Annotated in this window: 23 protein-coding genes; 20 read left to right on the top strand and 3 right to left on the bottom strand. The window is 72.0% G+C overall.

Annotated features, from left to right (window positions below; all coding sequences use genetic code 11):
• Positions 1 to 681: 681 nt before the first annotated feature.
• Positions 682 to 1,404, bottom strand: coding sequence for an HAD-IA family hydrolase (locus VR45_RS06835; protein ID WP_045938766.1), 723 nt, complete (start codon positions 1,402 to 1,404; stop codon positions 682 to 684).
• The gene (locus VR45_RS06830; RefSeq protein ID WP_045938765.1) at positions 1,401 to 2,249 is read right to left on the bottom strand and encodes a GntR family transcriptional regulator; all 849 of its coding nucleotides are present in this window, start codon (positions 2,247 to 2,249) and stop codon (positions 1,401 to 1,403) included. Before VR45_RS06830 ends, VR45_RS06835 begins: the two co-directional genes overlap by 4 nt.
• A 453-nt stretch (positions 2,250 to 2,702) precedes the next feature.
• Between VR45_RS06830 and VR45_RS06825 the strand changes: the two genes are divergently transcribed.
• The 20 genes from VR45_RS06825 (at position 2,703) to VR45_RS06735 (ending at position 16,317) form a co-directional block, all read left to right on the top strand.
• On the top strand, positions 2,703 to 2,990 hold the full coding sequence (locus tag VR45_RS06825) for a hypothetical protein (protein WP_045938764.1): 288 nt from the start codon (positions 2,703 to 2,705) through the stop codon (positions 2,988 to 2,990).
• Entirely contained in the window at positions 2,987 to 3,646 is a 660-nt protein-coding gene (locus VR45_RS06820) for a hypothetical protein (protein ID WP_045938763.1), read from the top strand. The genes VR45_RS06825 and VR45_RS06820 overlap by 4 nt, the downstream gene beginning before the upstream one ends.
• The gene (locus VR45_RS46730) at positions 3,643 to 3,792 is read left to right on the top strand and encodes a hypothetical protein (RefSeq protein ID WP_159394133.1); all 150 of its coding nucleotides are present in this window, start codon (positions 3,643 to 3,645) and stop codon (positions 3,790 to 3,792) included. Before VR45_RS06820 ends, VR45_RS46730 begins: the two co-directional genes overlap by 4 nt.
• Positions 3,789 to 4,751: a DUF2637 domain-containing protein gene (locus VR45_RS06815; protein ID WP_063772423.1), complete on the top strand. Its 963-nt coding sequence runs from the start codon at positions 3,789 to 3,791 to the stop codon at positions 4,749 to 4,751. The genes VR45_RS46730 and VR45_RS06815 overlap by 4 nt, the downstream gene beginning before the upstream one ends.
• Positions 4,748 to 5,086: a hypothetical protein gene (locus tag VR45_RS46725; RefSeq protein ID WP_045938762.1), complete on the top strand. Its 339-nt coding sequence runs from the start codon at positions 4,748 to 4,750 to the stop codon at positions 5,084 to 5,086. The genes VR45_RS06815 and VR45_RS46725 overlap by 4 nt, the downstream gene beginning before the upstream one ends.
• Complete coding sequence (locus VR45_RS06805) at positions 5,083 to 5,406, top strand: hypothetical protein (RefSeq protein ID WP_045938761.1); 324 nt, start codon at positions 5,083 to 5,085, stop codon at positions 5,404 to 5,406. The genes VR45_RS46725 and VR45_RS06805 overlap by 4 nt, the downstream gene beginning before the upstream one ends.
• A 3-nt stretch (positions 5,407 to 5,409) precedes the next feature.
• Complete coding sequence (locus VR45_RS06800; RefSeq protein WP_045938760.1) at positions 5,410 to 5,787, top strand: RRQRL motif-containing zinc-binding protein; 378 nt, start codon at positions 5,410 to 5,412, stop codon at positions 5,785 to 5,787.
• 19 nt (positions 5,788 to 5,806) lie between these two features.
• Positions 5,807 to 6,205, top strand: coding sequence for a hypothetical protein (locus VR45_RS06795; RefSeq protein ID WP_045938759.1), 399 nt, complete (start codon positions 5,807 to 5,809; stop codon positions 6,203 to 6,205).
• Positions 6,206 to 6,392: 187 nt separating this feature from the next.
• Complete coding sequence (locus VR45_RS06790) at positions 6,393 to 8,531, top strand: cell division protein FtsK (protein ID WP_045938772.1); 2,139 nt, start codon at positions 6,393 to 6,395, stop codon at positions 8,529 to 8,531.
• 138 nt (positions 8,532 to 8,669) lie between these two features.
• A complete protein-coding gene (locus VR45_RS06785; protein ID WP_107084113.1) occupies positions 8,670 to 8,924 on the top strand; it encodes a hypothetical protein in 255 nt (84 codons plus the stop codon).
• A gap of 36 nt (positions 8,925 to 8,960) precedes the next feature.
• Positions 8,961 to 9,149: a hypothetical protein gene (locus VR45_RS06780; protein ID WP_045938758.1), complete on the top strand. Its 189-nt coding sequence runs from the start codon at positions 8,961 to 8,963 to the stop codon at positions 9,147 to 9,149.
• Positions 9,150 to 9,162: 13 nt separating this feature from the next.
• Complete coding sequence (locus VR45_RS06775; protein WP_045938757.1) at positions 9,163 to 9,381, top strand: hypothetical protein; 219 nt, start codon at positions 9,163 to 9,165, stop codon at positions 9,379 to 9,381.
• Entirely contained in the window at positions 9,378 to 9,659 is a 282-nt protein-coding gene (locus tag VR45_RS06770; protein WP_045938756.1) for a hypothetical protein, read from the top strand. The genes VR45_RS06775 and VR45_RS06770 overlap by 4 nt, the downstream gene beginning before the upstream one ends.
• Entirely contained in the window at positions 9,649 to 10,701 is a 1,053-nt protein-coding gene (locus tag VR45_RS06765) for a DNA cytosine methyltransferase (protein WP_052708888.1), read from the top strand. Before VR45_RS06770 ends, VR45_RS06765 begins: the two co-directional genes overlap by 11 nt.
• Before the next feature lie 16 nt (positions 10,702 to 10,717).
• Entirely contained in the window at positions 10,718 to 10,915 is a 198-nt protein-coding gene (locus tag VR45_RS06760; RefSeq protein ID WP_045938755.1) for a hypothetical protein, read from the top strand.
• Positions 10,916 to 11,009: 94 nt separating this feature from the next.
• The gene (locus VR45_RS06755; RefSeq protein ID WP_052708887.1) at positions 11,010 to 11,648 is read left to right on the top strand and encodes a GGDEF domain-containing protein; all 639 of its coding nucleotides are present in this window, start codon (positions 11,010 to 11,012) and stop codon (positions 11,646 to 11,648) included.
• A 9-nt stretch (positions 11,649 to 11,657) separates the two neighbouring features.
• Positions 11,658 to 12,797, top strand: a complete 1,140-nt coding sequence (locus VR45_RS06750) for a bifunctional DNA primase/polymerase (protein ID WP_052708886.1) — start codon at positions 11,658 to 11,660, stop codon at positions 12,795 to 12,797.
• 126 nt (positions 12,798 to 12,923) lie between these two features.
• Positions 12,924 to 14,519 carry a YfjI family protein gene (locus tag VR45_RS06745; RefSeq protein WP_353612666.1) on the top strand — a complete coding sequence of 532 codons (1,596 nt, stop codon included), beginning with the start codon at positions 12,924 to 12,926 and terminating at the stop codon, positions 14,517 to 14,519.
• 321 nt (positions 14,520 to 14,840) lie between these two features.
• Positions 14,841 to 15,074: a helix-turn-helix domain-containing protein gene (locus VR45_RS06740; RefSeq protein ID WP_045938754.1), complete on the top strand. Its 234-nt coding sequence runs from the start codon at positions 14,841 to 14,843 to the stop codon at positions 15,072 to 15,074.
• A 13-nt stretch (positions 15,075 to 15,087) separates the two neighbouring features.
• Complete coding sequence (locus VR45_RS06735) at positions 15,088 to 16,317, top strand: tyrosine-type recombinase/integrase (protein ID WP_045938753.1); 1,230 nt, start codon at positions 15,088 to 15,090, stop codon at positions 16,315 to 16,317.
• A gap of 6 nt (positions 16,318 to 16,323) precedes the next feature.
• Here VR45_RS06735 and VR45_RS06730 read toward each other — a convergent pair whose 3' ends face one another.
• Positions 16,324 to 16,959 carry a DUF4145 domain-containing protein gene (locus VR45_RS06730; protein WP_045938752.1) on the bottom strand — a complete coding sequence of 212 codons (636 nt, stop codon included), beginning with the start codon at positions 16,957 to 16,959 and terminating at the stop codon, positions 16,324 to 16,326.
• Positions 16,960 to 17,110 lie beyond the last annotated feature (151 nt).

Here is a 17,110-nt window from a genome sequence, read left to right as displayed (position 1 = left end):
GCTTTCGAGGTCTGTGCAGCCGTGTCCGCCGGGGTTCGCAGGGGTTCCGACCCCTGGTGGGGCGGACGTCGCTGGGGTGCGGTGAACCCCAGCGAACGGGGGTGAATGAGACCAGAACTGAGACCACCATCCGCCGGACACCATCTCTTACGCAAGTCCGTTTGGCGTCGTTGTCGGCTACAGTCGTGGTAAGACTTCGCCCCACGTGGGGCAAGGTTCGCGAGCTTCGCACATGCCAGAGGCTCGACCCTGGTGGCTGCCAGGGCCGAGCCCAGTGCGCGGGGTAAAGAAGCCCGGCCGATCACCTACCGGCCGGGCTTCTCGCTGCCCATGCCGTTGTCGTCCGTGCCTCTGCTCATGCCTATTGGATGAGCCGTCCCGCCAACTCGGCGATCGAGACCACTAGCCCGAGCGCGCTGATACCGACCATCCACCAATCCGGACTGTCGATCCGCTTGCCTGGCCTTCGTGACCTACCTGCCATGTCACAACCCTCCTGCTCGGCCCCGGTGGGGTGCTACCCCACCGGGGTGCAATACGGGCCGTGTTGACCCGCGACGAGGGAGCTAGGAGAACCTGACGGTCAGAAGCCTAGCGTCCGCGCTCTGGTGCGGGTCGGGGTAGACCACAAGTACTGGGCCCCAAAAGTGGGGGTTGTGTTTCTGGCCATGACCGGTGTATTCAGGGCTCCGCGCGGAGGATGAACCCAGTGATCGTTTCGCGGAGCGCTGTGGCAACAACCTCCATCGAGTCAACGATTGCTACGGCGCCAGCGGCGGCTAGCTTGGCATCCTTCCCTGGCTTATTCGCGTAGCCGATGGTTGGCACCCCGGCGGCATGGCCGGCCTCAACGTCCCGGGCGGCGTCGCCAATGAAGACGCAGTCCTCGGGCCCGACGCCTGCGGCTTCCAAGGCGTCCAGGAGGAGGCGAGGGCTTGGCTTCATGGACGATGGATCGCCCGGGATTCGGCCAAAGACGTGGTTCACGTAGTCACTAAGACCGTGATCGACCAGGTAGGTCTCAATTGCCACGCCCGCGTTGTTGCTGACCACAGAGACGGACCGGCCCGAGCGGGTGCAGGCCCGCAGAACCGATTCGCCGCCCGGGTTCGGTCGGCCGATCCTGGCAGCTTCGGTCTCTAGGGCGGCCAGTTCGTCATCCAGGCTGGCGGTGAGGTCCGGGCGGGTCTCCGAGACCAGGCGGAGCAGTGCGAGCGGGTCGGTCTCCGTCTCGGCCCCGGCCGGGGCCTGCTCGCCGTTGGCGAGCAGGCCCGCGCGGAGTCGGTCGGCTACCTCTGGGGCTGGCAGCCCTGCGAACACGGAACACACCGGGCCGTCGAAGTCGAGCAACACGTGCTTCACCGGCCGGAGCACGTCCGCGAGGGCCTGCGGCGTGGTGCTCATGGCTGACGCTCGTAGGCAATGGTGGACCAGACGCTGTCGAACCACATCTGGGCCTGCTGGACGTACTGCGATCCGAGCGAGGCGTCATCAGGGCCAGCGGCATGGTGGAACAGGGTGGTGTCCTTGCCGGTCACGTCGTAGAACGTGTGATCCGTGCCGCTTACCGGGATGGTCCGCTCACGGAGCGGATAGAAGCCGAAGAAGGCCTCCGACCGGTTCAGGATGTACAGCTTGAACAGGCTGGACGCCCGGTGCACCTTGACCTGGACGCTCGCCGACTGGACGAGCCCCAGCTCTGCCAAAACCTCGACCGAGTGGGCGATGCCGCCGGCGTTGGTCAGAGCGATGTTCCGGGCCCGCTCGCGAAGCGCCACCTCGTCCTTGAGTCCGTCGACCAGCACGGGGACGGCCATCGGCTCCGTGGTGTCTGGCAGCAGCAGGCGCACGGTGATGGACTCGGGGGTGAGCCGCCCAGAGCGGATTTTGTCCAGCGGTTCCTGCATGGCGTTGTGCAGTGTCTCGCTGGAGAACCCTGCGAAGTCCAGGGTGACTTGCTGCTGCTCGAAGGCGGCTTCGAGGTGGGGCCGGAGTCCGACCGGCCGAGAGGTGCGCTCCCGGACGAATGAGCCGCTGCCCTGCCGGGTCACGATCAGCCCCTCGGTGCGGAGCAGATCCAGTGCCTTGTCGACAGTGCCGCGCGCTACGCCGAAGTGCTTCGCCAGTTCAGGGCCGGAAGGAAGTTTGTCGCCGGTCTCGTATCCCGGCTTCTTGGTGAGGATCGAGGCCCGCAGAGAGCTGCTGACCTGCTGATACGGGGGGCGCGAGTCATCCGGGTCTAGGGCCATGCGCCAATGCTAAGGCAGGTGCTCAACAGACGCGAGAAACCCAACCCTCTTGACCTGCCTAGGCAGGTTCTCTAAGTTGTGAGTGTCGCAACCGAGAGAAACGGCAGCGATACGGAGGGCCTTCTTTGGGCTGCTCTGACCTGCACAAACGCGCCCGGAGGGGTGGGGTGACAGCCCCCTGAAGGCAGCGCTTGTTCCTTGACAACTCCATAGGTCCCGCCGAGAACCCCGCGAAGGGAGGTGTCTGGGGAGAGGCGGAGGCAGACCAGGCGGACGGCCCGTAGCGGGCCCCTGCGGGGGCGAGGGTGCGACTCCCTCCCCGTCCACGTGCAGCACGCCGCGCATCCGCGCCGGTAGCTGCTTTCTCGGGCTCGTGGTGGGCCGCCGCGCATTCCTTGGCCGGGCGCGCGGCGGCCCTCACGGGCCCACACCCGTCTACTCAGAGGTGAACCCGTGAAGTCGATTGTTGCAGGCCAGCGTGCCTGCTCCCCGCTGGAGTTCGCTGAGCTGGCGCTCGGCGTCGACAGCGACCCGTTCGGGTCGCTGTTCGGCGGCGTGGCCGGTGAGAGCGTGAACGAGTACCGGGCGCGTACGGACGTGGCCCGTGAGGTGCTGGCGGAGCTGTGGGAGTCGGACCCGGAGTCGGCGGAGGTCGCGGCCGAGCTGCTGCGGACCGCCCCCGTCCCGCTGGTCCGCCCGCGTACCGCCGCCCGCCGTATGCGGTCGGGGGTGGCGGCGTGACGAGGACCAACCGTTCGGCCTGGCACTGGAACCGGGACTTCGGGCTGTACACACGCCAGCCCGCGCCGAGGCCGGACCGTCCGACGACCGCCTCCCGCATCCTCAACCTGCCGGACCCGCTGCTGCGCGAGGCCGTCGCCACGCACGAGGCCGGCCACGCGGTCCTGGCGCTCCACCTCGGCGCCCGGCTCACCTCCGTCTCCGTCGCCGACGACCACGGTCGCGGGCCGGGCGCCCCCGGCCCCGCCGGCCGCGTCGACTACGAGCCGGACACCGCCGAGCCGGTACGCAGCATCCTGCTGGCCGGCGCCGCCGGGGAACGGGCCCAGGACCGATGGCTGCGCCAGGCGGACCTGTGGACCGAGGACCGCGCGTGGGTGGTCGAGATCCTCGCCGACCAGGACCGGGCCGTCATCGAGCGGACCGTGCGCCTCGCCCACCCGGACGGCCCCACCTACGGCGTCAGCGACGACCCGGCCGTGGACCTCGCGGCCCTGCACGACCACGTCGACGTGTGGCTGCACGACCTGTGGGACCAGGTGATGGCCCTCGCCGCCGCCCTGAACCGGCGCGGCACACTCACCGGCGCGCAGGCCGCCGCCGTCATCGGCCTCACCGTCAACGACGGAACGCCGGCGCCGGGGGTGGCAGCGTGACGGCCGAGGCCCGGGCGGAGACCGCCCGCGCGGCCGCCGCTGCCGAGGCTGCCCGGATCGCCGCCGCCGCTGCCGCCGAGGCGGCCCGCATCACCCGCGAGGCCGCCCGCCCGCTGCTCGCCGCCCCGGCGGGAGAAGCGCGGTGAGCCGGGCCGGGAAGGGCTGGCTGATCTCCGGCCTGCTCGCGGTGGCCGCCATGGCCTTCCGCGTCTCCTGGAACGCGCTGCGGGACGTCGCGGCGGCGATCGGGGCCGACCCGACCGCCGCCACCGTCTACCCGCTCGTGGTCGACGGCCTCATGGCGCTGGCGCTGGTCGTCGCGCTCGTGCTGACCGACGCGGACCGGCGGTTCGCATTGCGGGTGCTGGCCGGGTACACGGCCGCGTCGCTGGTCCTCAACTACGTGCACGGACTCGTGCCGACCCTGCACGGCGGCAGTCGGGTCCGACTGGCGGAGTGGGCGCCCGCGCACTGGGCCCTGGTCCTGCTCGCGTCGTCGCTGCCGGTCGGGTCGATCTACTTCGGCTCGGACCTGGTGGCCAAGGTGCTGCACGCCAAGCCCAAGGCCGACAAGTCGGACCAGACCATGACGAATCGGTCGGGGTCTGAGCTGCACGAATCCGGTGCCGCCGATCCGGACCCGTCGGTGTACCGGTCGCCCGACCCCGCACCCACCCCGGCGCAGACCACCGCGCCCGCCGGGCCGACCGCCCCGCCCGCCGAGGTGGAGCCGACCGCACCGAGCCCGAAGCCGACCGCTCCGGCGCGGGCGCGGGCCCGTCGGGCCACCGGCACGGTCCCGCAGTCGGCCCGCACGGCCCGACCCAAGCGCACGGCGGACGAGCTGCTGGCCGAGGCGCGGTCGGCCACCGCCGACTGGCCCGACGCCGAACTGACCGCCGACCGGATCCGGGTGGAGCTGCGGACGTCGGCCGTCAATGCGCGGACCCTGCGCGCCGCCCTCAAGGCCGACCGCGCCGAGCAGGCGACGCCGGCCGCCGAGGCGGAGCGGCCCGCGCTGCACGCCGTGCCCGACCCCGAGCCCGCCGTCACGGGCGATGCCTCTGCCGACAGCGTCAACTCCTCTGAGGAGCAGGCATCATGAGCACTCTCGCGACTACGCAGGTCACCGCCGCCGGCGCCCTGCTGGCCATCCTGTCCGCCCACCGCACCTTGCCCACCCCGGCGCCCGAACTGATGGAAACCCGCCTGTCCGGCGGCGACCTGGCGTGGGGCGTGCGCCTGTCCCTGCACAACGGGCTCGACCACTTCGAGCGGTGGCGGGCCGCGCTCGGCCTGCCGACAGCTGACGTCGACCACCGGCACAGCAGGAGCAGCACCCTGGCCTGGCTCATCGTCACCGGCACGGTGTACGGCGTCCCGGTCGAGCTGGTCGGCTTCTACGACCCGGCCGACACCGGCGAGGAGGAGCTGTCGTGAGCACCGAGCCCGACCGCAGCGCGGCCGCGTACGCGATGGTGATGATGCTGACCCGGCACGAGCGGCTGCCGCAGCCCGAGATCGACGTGTACGAGTACGAGACCGGATCGGGCGCCCAGGGCTGGGGCGTGCGCCTGCTCCTGCGCGACTCGATCGGGAAGTTCGAGCACTGGCGCGAAGCCCTCGACCTCGAACCGGTCGTGGACTTCGAGCGCTGCCACCAGAGCGTGTGGCTCACCGCCTCCGGTGAGTACGAGGGCGTCCGCGTGCACCTCCTCTCGCTGGCCGAGGTCCCCTCGGCCGACGACCCGGGAGAGTAGGCCATGGCCGGTCCCCGCTTCTGGGACCCGGCCGGTGAGCGGCACGGCGGTATGCCCACCTACCCGTGGCGCATGGCCCCGCCCGACCTGCTCACCCGCCGCCAGCTCCGCACGCTCGGCCTGCGGCCCGGCGGCCAGCCCGTCGCAGCCCAGCTCCTCTGGCGCTCCCGCCTCACCAAGGACCCGCGCGCCGCCTACCTCTACCGCCTCGCCCTGGCCAAGCCGGTGCGGCCGATGACGCCGGGCCGCCGGCGGGCCCTGGCCGCCGCCAACGCGGCGCGCCGCACCTGCCCCATCTGCCGCGCGGATGCCGGTTACGTCCTGCCCGCGCACCTGGGCACCTGCCTGCCCTGCGCCGACTCCAACCTGCTTGCTGCCTGACTCCGACAGGGAGAACACCGTGTCCGACCAGCTGTTCATCGCCTACATGACCGCGTTCCAGGTCTCCGTCAAGCACACCGCCGACTGCGAGCCGTGCCTGAACACGCAGCCCTGCGAGGTCGGCGACCCGATCCACGACGACTTCCTCGCCCGGAAGACCGCGTGGGAGAGCGAGCAGCGCCGCCAGAGGCGCAACGCCGACCGCCGGGCCAAGCGCCGGGCCGACAGCCGGGCCCGGATGGCCCGCCACGCCGCGAGCGAGCTGGTCGCCCACGGCCGGTGGGAGAACGGTCACCCGACCGCGACCCCGGCCGACGTCGCCGATCGCGCCAGCGCCATGTACAGCGGTCACCTCAAGGGCGAGCTGATCACCCTCACCGAGGCTGCTGCCGCCCTCGCCGCCGTCATCGGCAACTGACCGGCGCAGCAATCCTGTTCAGCACTGTCCCGGGACGGCCGTCCTGCTTGCCGGCGCGCCGGCCGTCCCGGGTCCTTTCCCGCACCACATCGCAGTGAGGAAGGAACACTCAGTGAACCACCACACCCCGGGCCCGGTGCCCGGTGACGACGCCGAGAACGAGCTGTTCGAGCAGCTGTCGGCGGACATGGCCGCCGACGGGCTCGGCGTGGTCGACCTCGACAAGGCCCGTGCCGAACGCCGCCCCACCACCGCCCTCGCCAAGGATCCCGACCCGGGCGACGACGAGGACACCGGGTCGGTCTACGTCGACCGGCCCGCCCCGCCGCTGCCGGTGGGCACGCGCCGCAAGATCCTGCCCGCGTGGCTGCTGTCGAAGGCGGAGCTGAAGACCCAGCTCGCCTACGCCGCCCACCTCGCCGCACACACCACCGCCTACCACGCGGTCCGCACCCCGCTCTACGTCGGGAAGCTCGCCGCCCGATCCCCGCGCGGCGCCGCCCGGACCATGACCTTCCTCGGCCGGTGGACCTCGGACGCCGAGGGCCAGCCGCTGCGGGCGGCCGCGGCCCGGCGGGAGGACGCCGAGCTGTACCTGAAGCTGTGCCGCCAGCGCGACAACCGCGTCCGCCTCCGCTCCCTGATCAGCCTCCTGGCCTCGGTGTTCGGCCTGGCGGCGGTCGTGGTGCTGTGGGTGATGACCAGCACCGCAACGCTGCTCGTCCTGGCCTCGGCGGTGGTGCTGGCGCTCGGTGTGGCCGGCGCACCGGTGGACGAGCCGCTGATCACCCGCGCGGTGGTGAAGGCGAAGGCGCCCAAGCTCACCTCGGACATGGTGATCCGGGCGCTGGAGTCGCTGGGTATCGGCGGGATCACCTCCGCCAAGTCCAAGGGGTCGGGCATCACCTTCCCGGCGCCGATCATGCGCGACGGCCCCGGCTGGCGCGCCGACGTCGAACTGCCCCACGGCGTGGAGGTGGCCGACGTGATGGGCAAGCGCGGGCAGCTCGCCTCCGGCCTGCGCCGCCCGCTGGGCACGGTGTGGCCGGAGCAGGCTCCGGGCGAGCACCCCGGCCGGATGGTGCTGTGGGTCGGGGACCAGGACATGGCCACCGCCAAGCAGCCCGCCTGGCCGCTCGCCCGCAAGGGCACCGTCGACCTGTTCGACCCGATCGCCTTCGCGACCGACCAGCGCGGCAACTGGGTGACCGTCACTCTCATGTTCATCGCGGGCGTGATCGGCGCGGTGCCGCGCATGGGCAAGACGTTCCTGCTCCGCCTGCTCCTGCTGATCGCCGCCCTCGACCCCCGGGCCGAGCTGCACACCTACGACCTCAAGGGCACCGGTGACCTCGACCCGGTCGGCGACAAGGTCAGCCACCGCCACCGCGCCGGCGACGACGAGGACGACATCGAGTACGCCATCACCGACCTGCGCGAACTGCGCGAGGAACTGCGCAGGCGCACGAAGGCGATCCGCTCCCTGCCCCGGGACATCTGCCCGGAGTCGAAGGTCACCAGCAAGCTCGCCGACACCAAGAGTCTGAGGCTGCACCCCATCGTCGTCGGGGTCGACGAGTGCCAGGTCTGGTTCGAGCACCCCAAGTACGGGGGCGAGTTCGAGGAGATCTGCACCGACCTCGTCAAGCGCGGCCCCGCCACCGGCATCGTGCTGCTGCTGGCCACCCAGCGCCCCGACGCCAAGTCCCTGCCCACCGGCATCTCCGCGAACGCGATCCTGCGGCTGTGCCTCAAGGTGATGGGGCAGACGGAGAACGACATGGTCCTCGGCACCAGCGCGTACAAGCGGGGGGTGCGAGCGACGACGTTCACCCGCGCGGACCGGGGCATCGCCTACTACATCGGCGGCGAGGGCGCGGACGCCCAGATCATCCGCAGCGTGTTCGTGGACGCCCCCAACGCGGAGGCGATCGCCCAGCGCGGCCGGGAGGCCCGGGAGCAGTCCGGTCTGCTGACCGGTCACGCCGCCGGCGGGCAGGACACCGCCCCGGCGTCGGCGGCTCCGGCCTACGACCTGCTCGCCGACATCCTCGCCATCGTCGGCCCGGACGAGCCGAAGGTGTGGTCCGAGACGATTGTCGTCCGGCTCGCGGAGCTTCGGCCGGACGCGTACGGGGCGTGGGGCGAGCTGGAGGGGCGGGCGAAGGCGGACCAGCTGGTGACCGCGCTCAAGCCCTACGGCATCACCACCGGGCAGGTGTGGGGCACCGCCGAGGACGGCAAGGGCGCGAACCGGCGCGGCATCACGCGCGCCGACATCCTCAAGTCCGTCACCGAGCGCGACAAGAAGCGCGACGCCGGATAGGCCCCAACGGGTGCTAGGTCTAGCGGACCGCCCCGCTAGACCTAGCACCCCCGCTAGCGGCCCCCATGTGCCCTGATCAGCGCGCTAGCTCCTAGCGTGCCACCTGCGCGCACCCCGGAAACCGCCCCGGAGGCACCCATGACCCCCCTGATCCTCACCGTGCTCGCCGCCGCCCTGCTCGCCGGGCTCGGTTACGCAGCGTTGTGTGCGGCCAGCCCGTTCGGCGACTGCCGCAAGTGCGACGGCCTCGGCTTCCAGCTCGCCCACGACCGCCGTGGCAAGCCCAAGCGCGGCAAGCACTGCCGGCGCTGCAACGGCGTCGGCAAGCGCATCCGCGTCGGCCGCCACCTCTACAACCTCGCCGACCGCACGTGGCGCGCCGGCACCAACTAACCCCCACCGAACTGCCTCACTGCCTCGGGAGAGCTCATGACCGTCACCCTGTCCGTTGCCGTGATCACCGGCGTCGTCACCGGCGTGCTCGTGTGGACCAAGCGCGTCGGCGCCGGCACCGCCCTCGTCGTCTGGCTGTCCGGCCTGACCGCCGCGTCCACCGGCCTCGCCGGGCCCGTCAACAGCTTCCTGGCTGCGGTCGTGACCGCCGTCAGCAGCCACTGATCCGGCGCCCGTGATGACCGCCACCGCCCCGGCCGCGATCCGCCCGCTCGCCGCCGTGCACCTGCGCGAAGCCCTCACCGCCGCCGCCGACCAGCGGCCCGCCGCCGCGCTCGCGGCCCTGCTCCACATCGACCCGCAGTCCTGGACCGCGATCGAGCAGCGCGCCGCCCTGCTCGGCGCCGACCTCGTCGACCTGCTCGCCCACGCCGCCCGCACCGGAGGTACCCCGTGAGCACCACTGCTGACCTCGTCACCGCCGCCGTTGTCCTCGGCCCCGGCGCCGTCCTCGGCGTCGCCCACCTCGTCTCCCGCCGTGGCGACAAGACGGACTCCGCCGCCGTCCGGCAGGTGCTCGCCGAGTCCGCCGCCAACCGGGCCACGCGCACCGTCGGGCCGGACACCGCCCCGCCCGACGGCGGCGAGGGCGCCCCCACCCCCACCACCGAACAGAACGCCCCGCTCGCCACCGTCCTGGCGTTCCCCGAGGGGCGGGTGCGTCGTGCTGCCTGACACCGCTTCGGGTCTGCGGGTCGCGGCGTTGTGTGCCGGCTACGGCGGCCTGGAGATGGCCGTCCTCGGCGCCCTCGACGGCCAGGTCGTCGTCGGTGCCGAGGTCGACCCCCACGCCGCTGCCGTCTTTGCCCACCACCACCCCGGGGTGCCGAACCTCGGGGACATCACCCGCGCCGACTGGCGCGCGGTACGGGAGCTGTACCGGCCGGACGCGGTCGTGGCCGGTTTCCCGTGCCGGAACATCTCCAACGCGGGACGGAAGGACGGCATCAGTGGCCAGTGGTCGAGGGTCTGGAAGAACGTTGCTGCGGCTGTTCGCGTCCTTGAACCGCGAATCGTCTTCCTGGAGAACGTGGCGGCGCTCTGCTCGCGGGGGCTGGACGTCGTCGCCGGGGACCTGGCCCAGGTCGGGTATGACGCGCGGTGGACATGCGTACGAGCTGGTGATCCCGAGGTCGGCGCCCCGCACCAGCGCGACCGCTGGTTCGCCGTCGCCCATCCCGCTGATGCCCACCCCGACGAGTTCGGACGGCAGTGGCGGACCGGGGACCTCCCTCAAACGCAAGGGCGGGATGAACCTGCGCACCGCCGTGACCAGGCTCCCGCACCCCGACGCCTGAGGCTGCTGCCGACCCCGGCCGCGCGGGACTGGAAGTCCGGTGCTTCCAACCTCCTGGACCGCAACGCCAGGCCGCTCAACGAGTTCGCCGTCAACGTCCTGGCCCCCCTGGACGGGCGGTGGGTGACCAGCGACGGCGTCGACTACGGTCCCGCGATCCGCCGTTGGGAAACCATCCTCGGCCGACCCGCGCCGGCGCCCACCATGCTCGGCCCCCGGGGCGGCGTGCGCCTGGCGCCCCGGTTCACCGAATGGCTCATGGGCCTGCCCGACGGCCACGTCACCGGCCTCGGCCTCGGCCCCAAGGCCGAGCTGACGATCCTCGGCAACGGCGTCGTCCCCCGACAGGCCAGCTGGGCCTACGGCCAACTCCTCGGCGCACAGCAGGCCGTCCCCGCCGGCCTCCCGCTCGCGGCCTGACCCGAAAGGCACGCCCGTGTACGACTACGACCTCGACGACCACGGCTACGACGCGTACGACCCCGAGGACACCGAGGACTGGCAGCCCGGGGAGTGCGACTGCTGCACCGGCGGCGAGCCGATCGAGACCCCGATCGGCCTCCTGTACTGCGCCTGCCAGGTCGGCCAGGGCGCCGCCCCCGAGAACTGCGCCTGCGGCCCCGACAAGGACTGACACAGCGCCAAGCCCGGGGCGGCGGCCGCCAGCTGGCCAGCACACCGGCCGCCCCGGGTCCCTGAACCGGAACACCGAATCAGGAGACACCAGCATGGACCTGACCCGCCTCACCCCGCAGCACTTTCCCGCCCTCGCCGCCGCCGTGCTGCCCCTCGCCGCCTGGGGCACCCACGCGGCGATCCTCCGCCGCCGCCTGGACCGGGCCCGCCGCGACCCGCTGACCGGCCTGCTCACCCGCGACGGCTTCACCGTGGCGGCCGCCCGCCTGCTCCACCACCCGGACGCCGGGGTCCTCGTCGTCGACCTCGACCGGTTCAAGCAGATCAACGACACCCACGGCCACGCCGCCGGTGACGCCGTCCTCGCCGACGCCGCCCGCATCCTCACCGCTTGGGCCGGGGACCACGGCATCGCCACCCGCCTGGGCGGCGACGAGTTCGCCGTCGCCCGCCCCCTGCCGGCCGCGTGGACGGCGGTGCGCATGGGCCAGCTCACCGGCCAGTTCGCCCGCCCCGTCCACTGGAACGGCCACACCCTGCACTACGGCGCCTCCGTCGGCCTGGCCCGCGTCGCCGACCTGCCCGACCGCGCCCTCGACACCGCCCTCGGCGCCGCCGACACCGCCATGTACCGGGCCAAGCGCAACGGCGGCGGCTGGCAGCAGCACACCCCCGACACCGACCTCGCCACCGCCGCCCGCCGCTGGCGCCGCACCCGCACCGCCGCCTGAAGCGCCGCCGTGTCCGCCCTGGACTGGCACGACAGCGCGCACTTCGACCGCACCGGCGAGCGCCCGTGCCGCTGGTGCGGCCTGCCCACGCCGCTGCGTGACGACCGGCACCGGCCCGCGCACAAGGTCTGCGCCGAGCAGCAGCACGGCACCCCGCCCGCCAGCACGGAAGGTTCCGTGGCCAGTGCGGTGCCGCTTCCCGAGTCCCCGCCCCGTGAGGAGCTGCCCGTGTCCGAACACTGGGAGCGTGCCCTGACCGCCGCCCTCGCCGCTGCCGGGCGCGGGCACGCGGTGTTCCCGCTCACCTCGCACAAGAAGCCCGCGCTGCCCTCCCCGCACCCGCCCAGGACGGTCGGGCAGTGCCGGGCGGAGTGCGGCAGGCTCGGCCACGGTGTCCACGACGCCTCCACCGACCCGGCCGTGATCCGGCGCATGTTCGAGCGCGCCCGGTGGGCGAGCGGCTACGGCATCGCCTGCGGCCGCGACCCGATGCACCTGATCGGGGTCGACCTCGACGTCAAGGGCGGACTGGACGGCGTCGCCGACCTGCGCGCCCTGGAGGCCGAGCACGGGTTTACCGTCCCGGCGACGGCCACCGTCGCCACCCCGTCCGGCGGCTGGCACCTGTGGCTCGCCACCGAGCCCGGGACCCGGGTCCTCAACTCGGTGGGCAAGACCCGTGGGCACGCGCCCGGGATCGACGTGCGCGGCACCGGCGGCTACCTCGTCGGCCCGGGCAGCGTCGGCACGGCCGGCGCCTACCTGTTCGCCGCCGGCACCGACCCCGCCACCGTCGCGCCTGCCCCGGCCGCCCTGCTCGCCGCCCTCGCCCCCGCGCCCGCACCGGCCGCCGTGCCGGACCCGGAGCGGCTGCGGGAGCAGATCCACCACCAGGACGCCTACACCCGCGCCGTCCTGACCCGGGAGGCGGACAAGGTCCGCGCCACCACCGAGGGCGGACGCAAGAACCGCCTGTGGGCGTCCGCCGCCGCCGTCGGCCGGCTCGTCCACGCCCGCGCCCTGGACGAGCAGCTGGCCCACGACGCCCTGTTGGACGCCGCGCTGGCGACCGGCCTCAAGCCCGCCGAATGCGAGTACGCCATCCGGCGCGGGTTCCGGGCCGCCGCCACCACCTCCCGCGCCGCCTGACCACGGGCACCGCCATGAGAGACCGGAACAGCGCTTCTCCGGCCTCCCATGGCCCCGCCCTGCCCACACACCCCCGGCCCCGCACGGGCCCGCTCACCACCCCGACCACGCCCCCTTGGAGGAGCCTTGACCGTCCCCGCACCTCGCCCCGACGACCCGTACGACAACGTGAGCCCGCTGTTCCGCGACGGATGGGAGAACGAGGCGGAGCCCCCGGCGGGCCCGGACACGTGGGACGCGCCGGTCGCGCTCGGGGAGTCCCGCGCCCTGCCGGCCTTCCCCGTGGACGCCCTGCCCGGCTGGCTCGGCGCCATGGTCAAGGCGGTCGCGGAGGAGACACAGACCCCCGCCGACCTCGCCGGGTGCCTGGCCCTGGCCTCCCTCGCCGCAGCGGCCGGCGGCCGGGTCGTGGTCCGCATCCGCGGCCGCTGGCACGAGCCGGTGAACATCTACACCGCCGTCGCCCTCCCGCCCGGCAACCGCAAGAGCGCGGTGTTCGACCTGATGACCCGCCCGCTCATGGACGTCGAGAAGCAGCTCTGCGCGGCCAGCGCGATCCGCCGCACCGAGGCCGAGACCACCCAACGGCTGCTGAAGGCCGCCGCCGAACGGGCCGCCACGAAGGCCGCGAACGCCGAGCCCGACGACCGGGCCAAGGCCACCGCCAAGGCCACCGCCGAGGCCGTCGCCCTCGCCCAGGAGGCCGAGGCCGTCACCGTCCCCGCCGAGACCCAGCTCATCGCCGACGACGCCACCCAAGCGTCCCTGGCCACGCTGCTCGCGGAGCAGGGCGGGCGGATCGCCATCATGAGCCCCGAGGGCGGGGTGTTCGACATCATCGCCGGCCTGTACTCCGGGCCGCCGGACATGACCATCTTCCTCAAGGGCCACGCCGGGGACCGGGTCCGCGTCAACCGACAGGGACGGCCCTCCCAGCACGTCGAGCGCCCCGCCGTCACGATGGGCCTGGCCATCCAGCCGGAAGTCCTGGAGGCGATCGCCAAGGTCAAGGGCGCCGACGGGCGCGGACTGCTCGCCCGCTACCTCTACTCCGTCCCCGTTTCCCTCGTCGGCTCCCGCAACGTCGAACCCGACCCGATCTCTGACGAGGTCGTCGACACCTACGGCCGGCACCTGGTGGCGCTGACCACGGAACTGGCCGACTGGACGGACCCGGCGATCATCCAGCTCACCCCCGAGGCCGACGCCGTCATGCTCGCCTACCAGAAGGTCACCGAATCCAGGCTCGGCAAGGGCGGGACGCTGGCCCCGATCATCAAGTGGGCGGCCAAGCGCGACGGCGCCGTCGCCCGGATCGCCGCCCTGCTCCACCTCGCCGCCCACCCCACCGACGGATGGCGCCTGCCCATCGCCGCCACCACCATGGCCGACGCCTGCCGCATCGGCGACTACTTCACCATCCACGCCCTGCACGTCTTCGACGCCATGGGCGCCGACCCCGCCCGCGACGCCGCCCGCACCCTGCTGGACCACCTGCGCACCAACCCCCTGGCCCCCGGCGGGTTCACCAAGCGCGACCTGTTCCGCTCCGCCTCCCGCGCCGACTTCCCCACCATCGCCGACCTCGCCCCCGCCCTGGAACTGCTGGAGGAACACGGGTGGGTCCGGATGCAGGCCCCGCCGCCCCGCTCCGGCAAGGGCGGCCGGCCCCCCTCCCCCCGCTACCAGGCACACCCCCACCTCACCCACCCCACGCCCTGACCCACCGACAACCCCCTCGGCGCCGACAGAACCGACACAACCCCCCGAAATGCCGCCTGACCTGCGAAAACACCCAAGATCACCGCTCTGACAGAACCACTTAAAACTCTGACAGAACCCCCCGCGCCCGGGTTTCCGCACGGCCCGCACCCCGCGCGGAAACCCCCACCCGCGAGGTTCTGTCGAGGTTTTTACCGGTTCTGTCAGAACAGTGATCAAGGACAAATGTGCAGGTCAGACGCCATTCGGGGAGGTTCTGTCAGTTCTGTCGGCCTCCGGGGCCCTCCGGACTTCAGCGCCGTCCCTCGAAGGAGGCTCCGCATGGCTGACGACACGGGCGATGCCCGGACCGAGTACGACCCCACCTTGGTGGCACTCACCGTCGAAGAGGCCGCCCGCCGACTCAGCATCGGCCGCACCACCATGTACGCCCTGATCAAGGGCGGCGAGATCGAGACCATCCCGATCGGCCGGGCCCGGCGTGTGCCGGCCGAGGCCGTTGTCGAGTTCACCCGCACCCGCATGCGGAAACACACCACCCCCATCGCAGCCTGAGGAGGCAGCACCCTTGGCGACCCGTCAGCCGAACGGCGCATCCAGCATCTACCAGGACAAGGAAGGAAAGTGGCACGGCCGCGTGACCGTCGGGGTCAAGGACGACGGCACGCCGGACCGTCGGCACGTCCGGGGGAAGACTCGGGCGGAGGTGACCAAGAAGGTCCGGGAGCTGGAGAGGAAGCGGGACGACGGCAACGTCCAGAAGGCCGGGAAGAAGTGGACCGTCGCGGCCTGGCTCACCCATTGGGTGGAGAACATTGCCGCGCTGCACGTCCGGCCGAACACTCTCGCCGGGTATCGGGTGGCGGTGAACGTCCACTTGATCCCCGGGGTCGGCGCTCACCGGCTGGAGAAGTTGGAGCCGGAGCACTTGGAGCGGCTCTACAAGAAGATGCAGGAGGGCGGGAGCAAGCCCGCCACCGCTCACCAGGCGCACCGCACCATCCGGACGGCGCTGAACCAGGCGATCCGGCGGGGGCACCTCACCCGGAACGTTGCGTCGCTGGCGGTCGCGCCCAAGGTGGAGGAAGAGGAGGTTGAGCCGTACGAGGTTGAGGAGGTGCAGGCGCTCCTCCTGGAGTCGGGGAAGAACCGGAACAGCGGCCGGTGGGCGATCGCGCTGGCGCTCGGCCTGCGGCAGGGGGAGGCGCTGGGGCTCCAGTGGCGGGACATCGATCTGGAGCGGGGCAGTCTGCGGGTGCGGCAGGCCCGGCAGCGACCGAAGTACCGGCACGGCTGTACGACCCCGTGCGGGCGGAAGCACGCCGGCCGGTGCCCGGAGCGGGTCCAGACGAACGCCGATGCCGCTCTCACGAAGTCGCGGGCGGGTAAGCGGCTGATCGGCCTTCCGGATCAGCTGGTGAAGCTGCTCAGGCTCCACAAGGAGGAGCAGGACCGCGAGCGGCTGGCCGCCCGTCAGGAGTGGGTGGAAGGTGGATGGGTCTTTGCCTCTGAGACCGGCCACCCGCTCATCCCCCGAACGGACTGGGACCGGTGGAAGGAGCTGCTCGCCGCCGCCGGGATTCGGGACGGTCGCCTGCATGACGCTCGTCACACCGCTGGGACGATCCTTCTCCTGCTCGGCGTCCCCGAGCGGATCGTGATGGACATTATGGGGTGGTCCAGCACCGCGATGACGCATCGGTACCAGCACGTGACGGCCCGGATCCGGCGGGACGTGGCAATGCAGATCGGCGGTCTCATCTGGGAGGTGGCCAAGGAGGGGCCTGCGGAGGGCTGAACCTACTCACTTCCTCGCCCTGCGCTCCTTGAACTGCTCGTACTTGTCGGCAAGGACGAACATGTAATCGAACAGTGCCTCGGCAAACGACAGCGCATCCTCGGCGTCCTGCCGGGACGATTGGTCGCCGTGGGCACCCTCGTTCCCCAGCATGCGAAGGTCGTCAGCCCAGTCGAACAGGCGCCCTTCGATCTTCTGGGCGGCCTTGAGAGCAAGGAGCTTTTGGCGGAGGTCGCGCCCGGTGGCCCTTTCGGCTTTGCATGCGAGCTCGACGGCGCGGCGGGTCATGACGACGGTTGCCGAGTATGCCCGTGCTCGGAGGAAGCAGCTACGTGCCTCCTCCAGTGCTCCTCGGACATCGCTGGGGATCTCTGGGGACAAGTCGCGAAACTGGGCAGGCCACACCCGGTAGAGCTCGCTCCACTCGTCTGGTCTAAGTTCCACGCTCTCCAGCACGGTGATGCGGGTGCACTCGCTGCAGCCCACCATCACAAGACGGATGATGATGTCCTCGCCGGCGTCCAGCGATTCAGCGCCCTCTACGCCTTGCCCTAGCACTTCGCACATGGTCGGGCGGTCGCAGTCCGGGCATTCGAGCGCCAGCGGGCCCTTGACGGCAACCGTTCCATCGAATCCAGCCATGACGCTGAACGTACTCGTGGCACCATCCGGCTGTCCGCTGCTTTTGGCTCTACGGTCGGCGACTGAGACCAAAACTGAGACCGGCACGACGAAGGCCCTCGTTAGAATTCTAACGAGGGCCTTCGTTCGTCCTGCTCACAGCGGTAGCGGT

This window comes from Streptomyces sp. NRRL S-495 (assembly GCF_000966955.1).
GTDB lineage: Bacteria > Actinomycetota > Actinomycetes > Streptomycetales > Streptomycetaceae > Kitasatospora > Kitasatospora purpeofusca.
The sequence above is the reverse complement of the archived record's forward strand: the minus strand, read 5'-3'. Positions and strand labels throughout refer to the sequence as shown.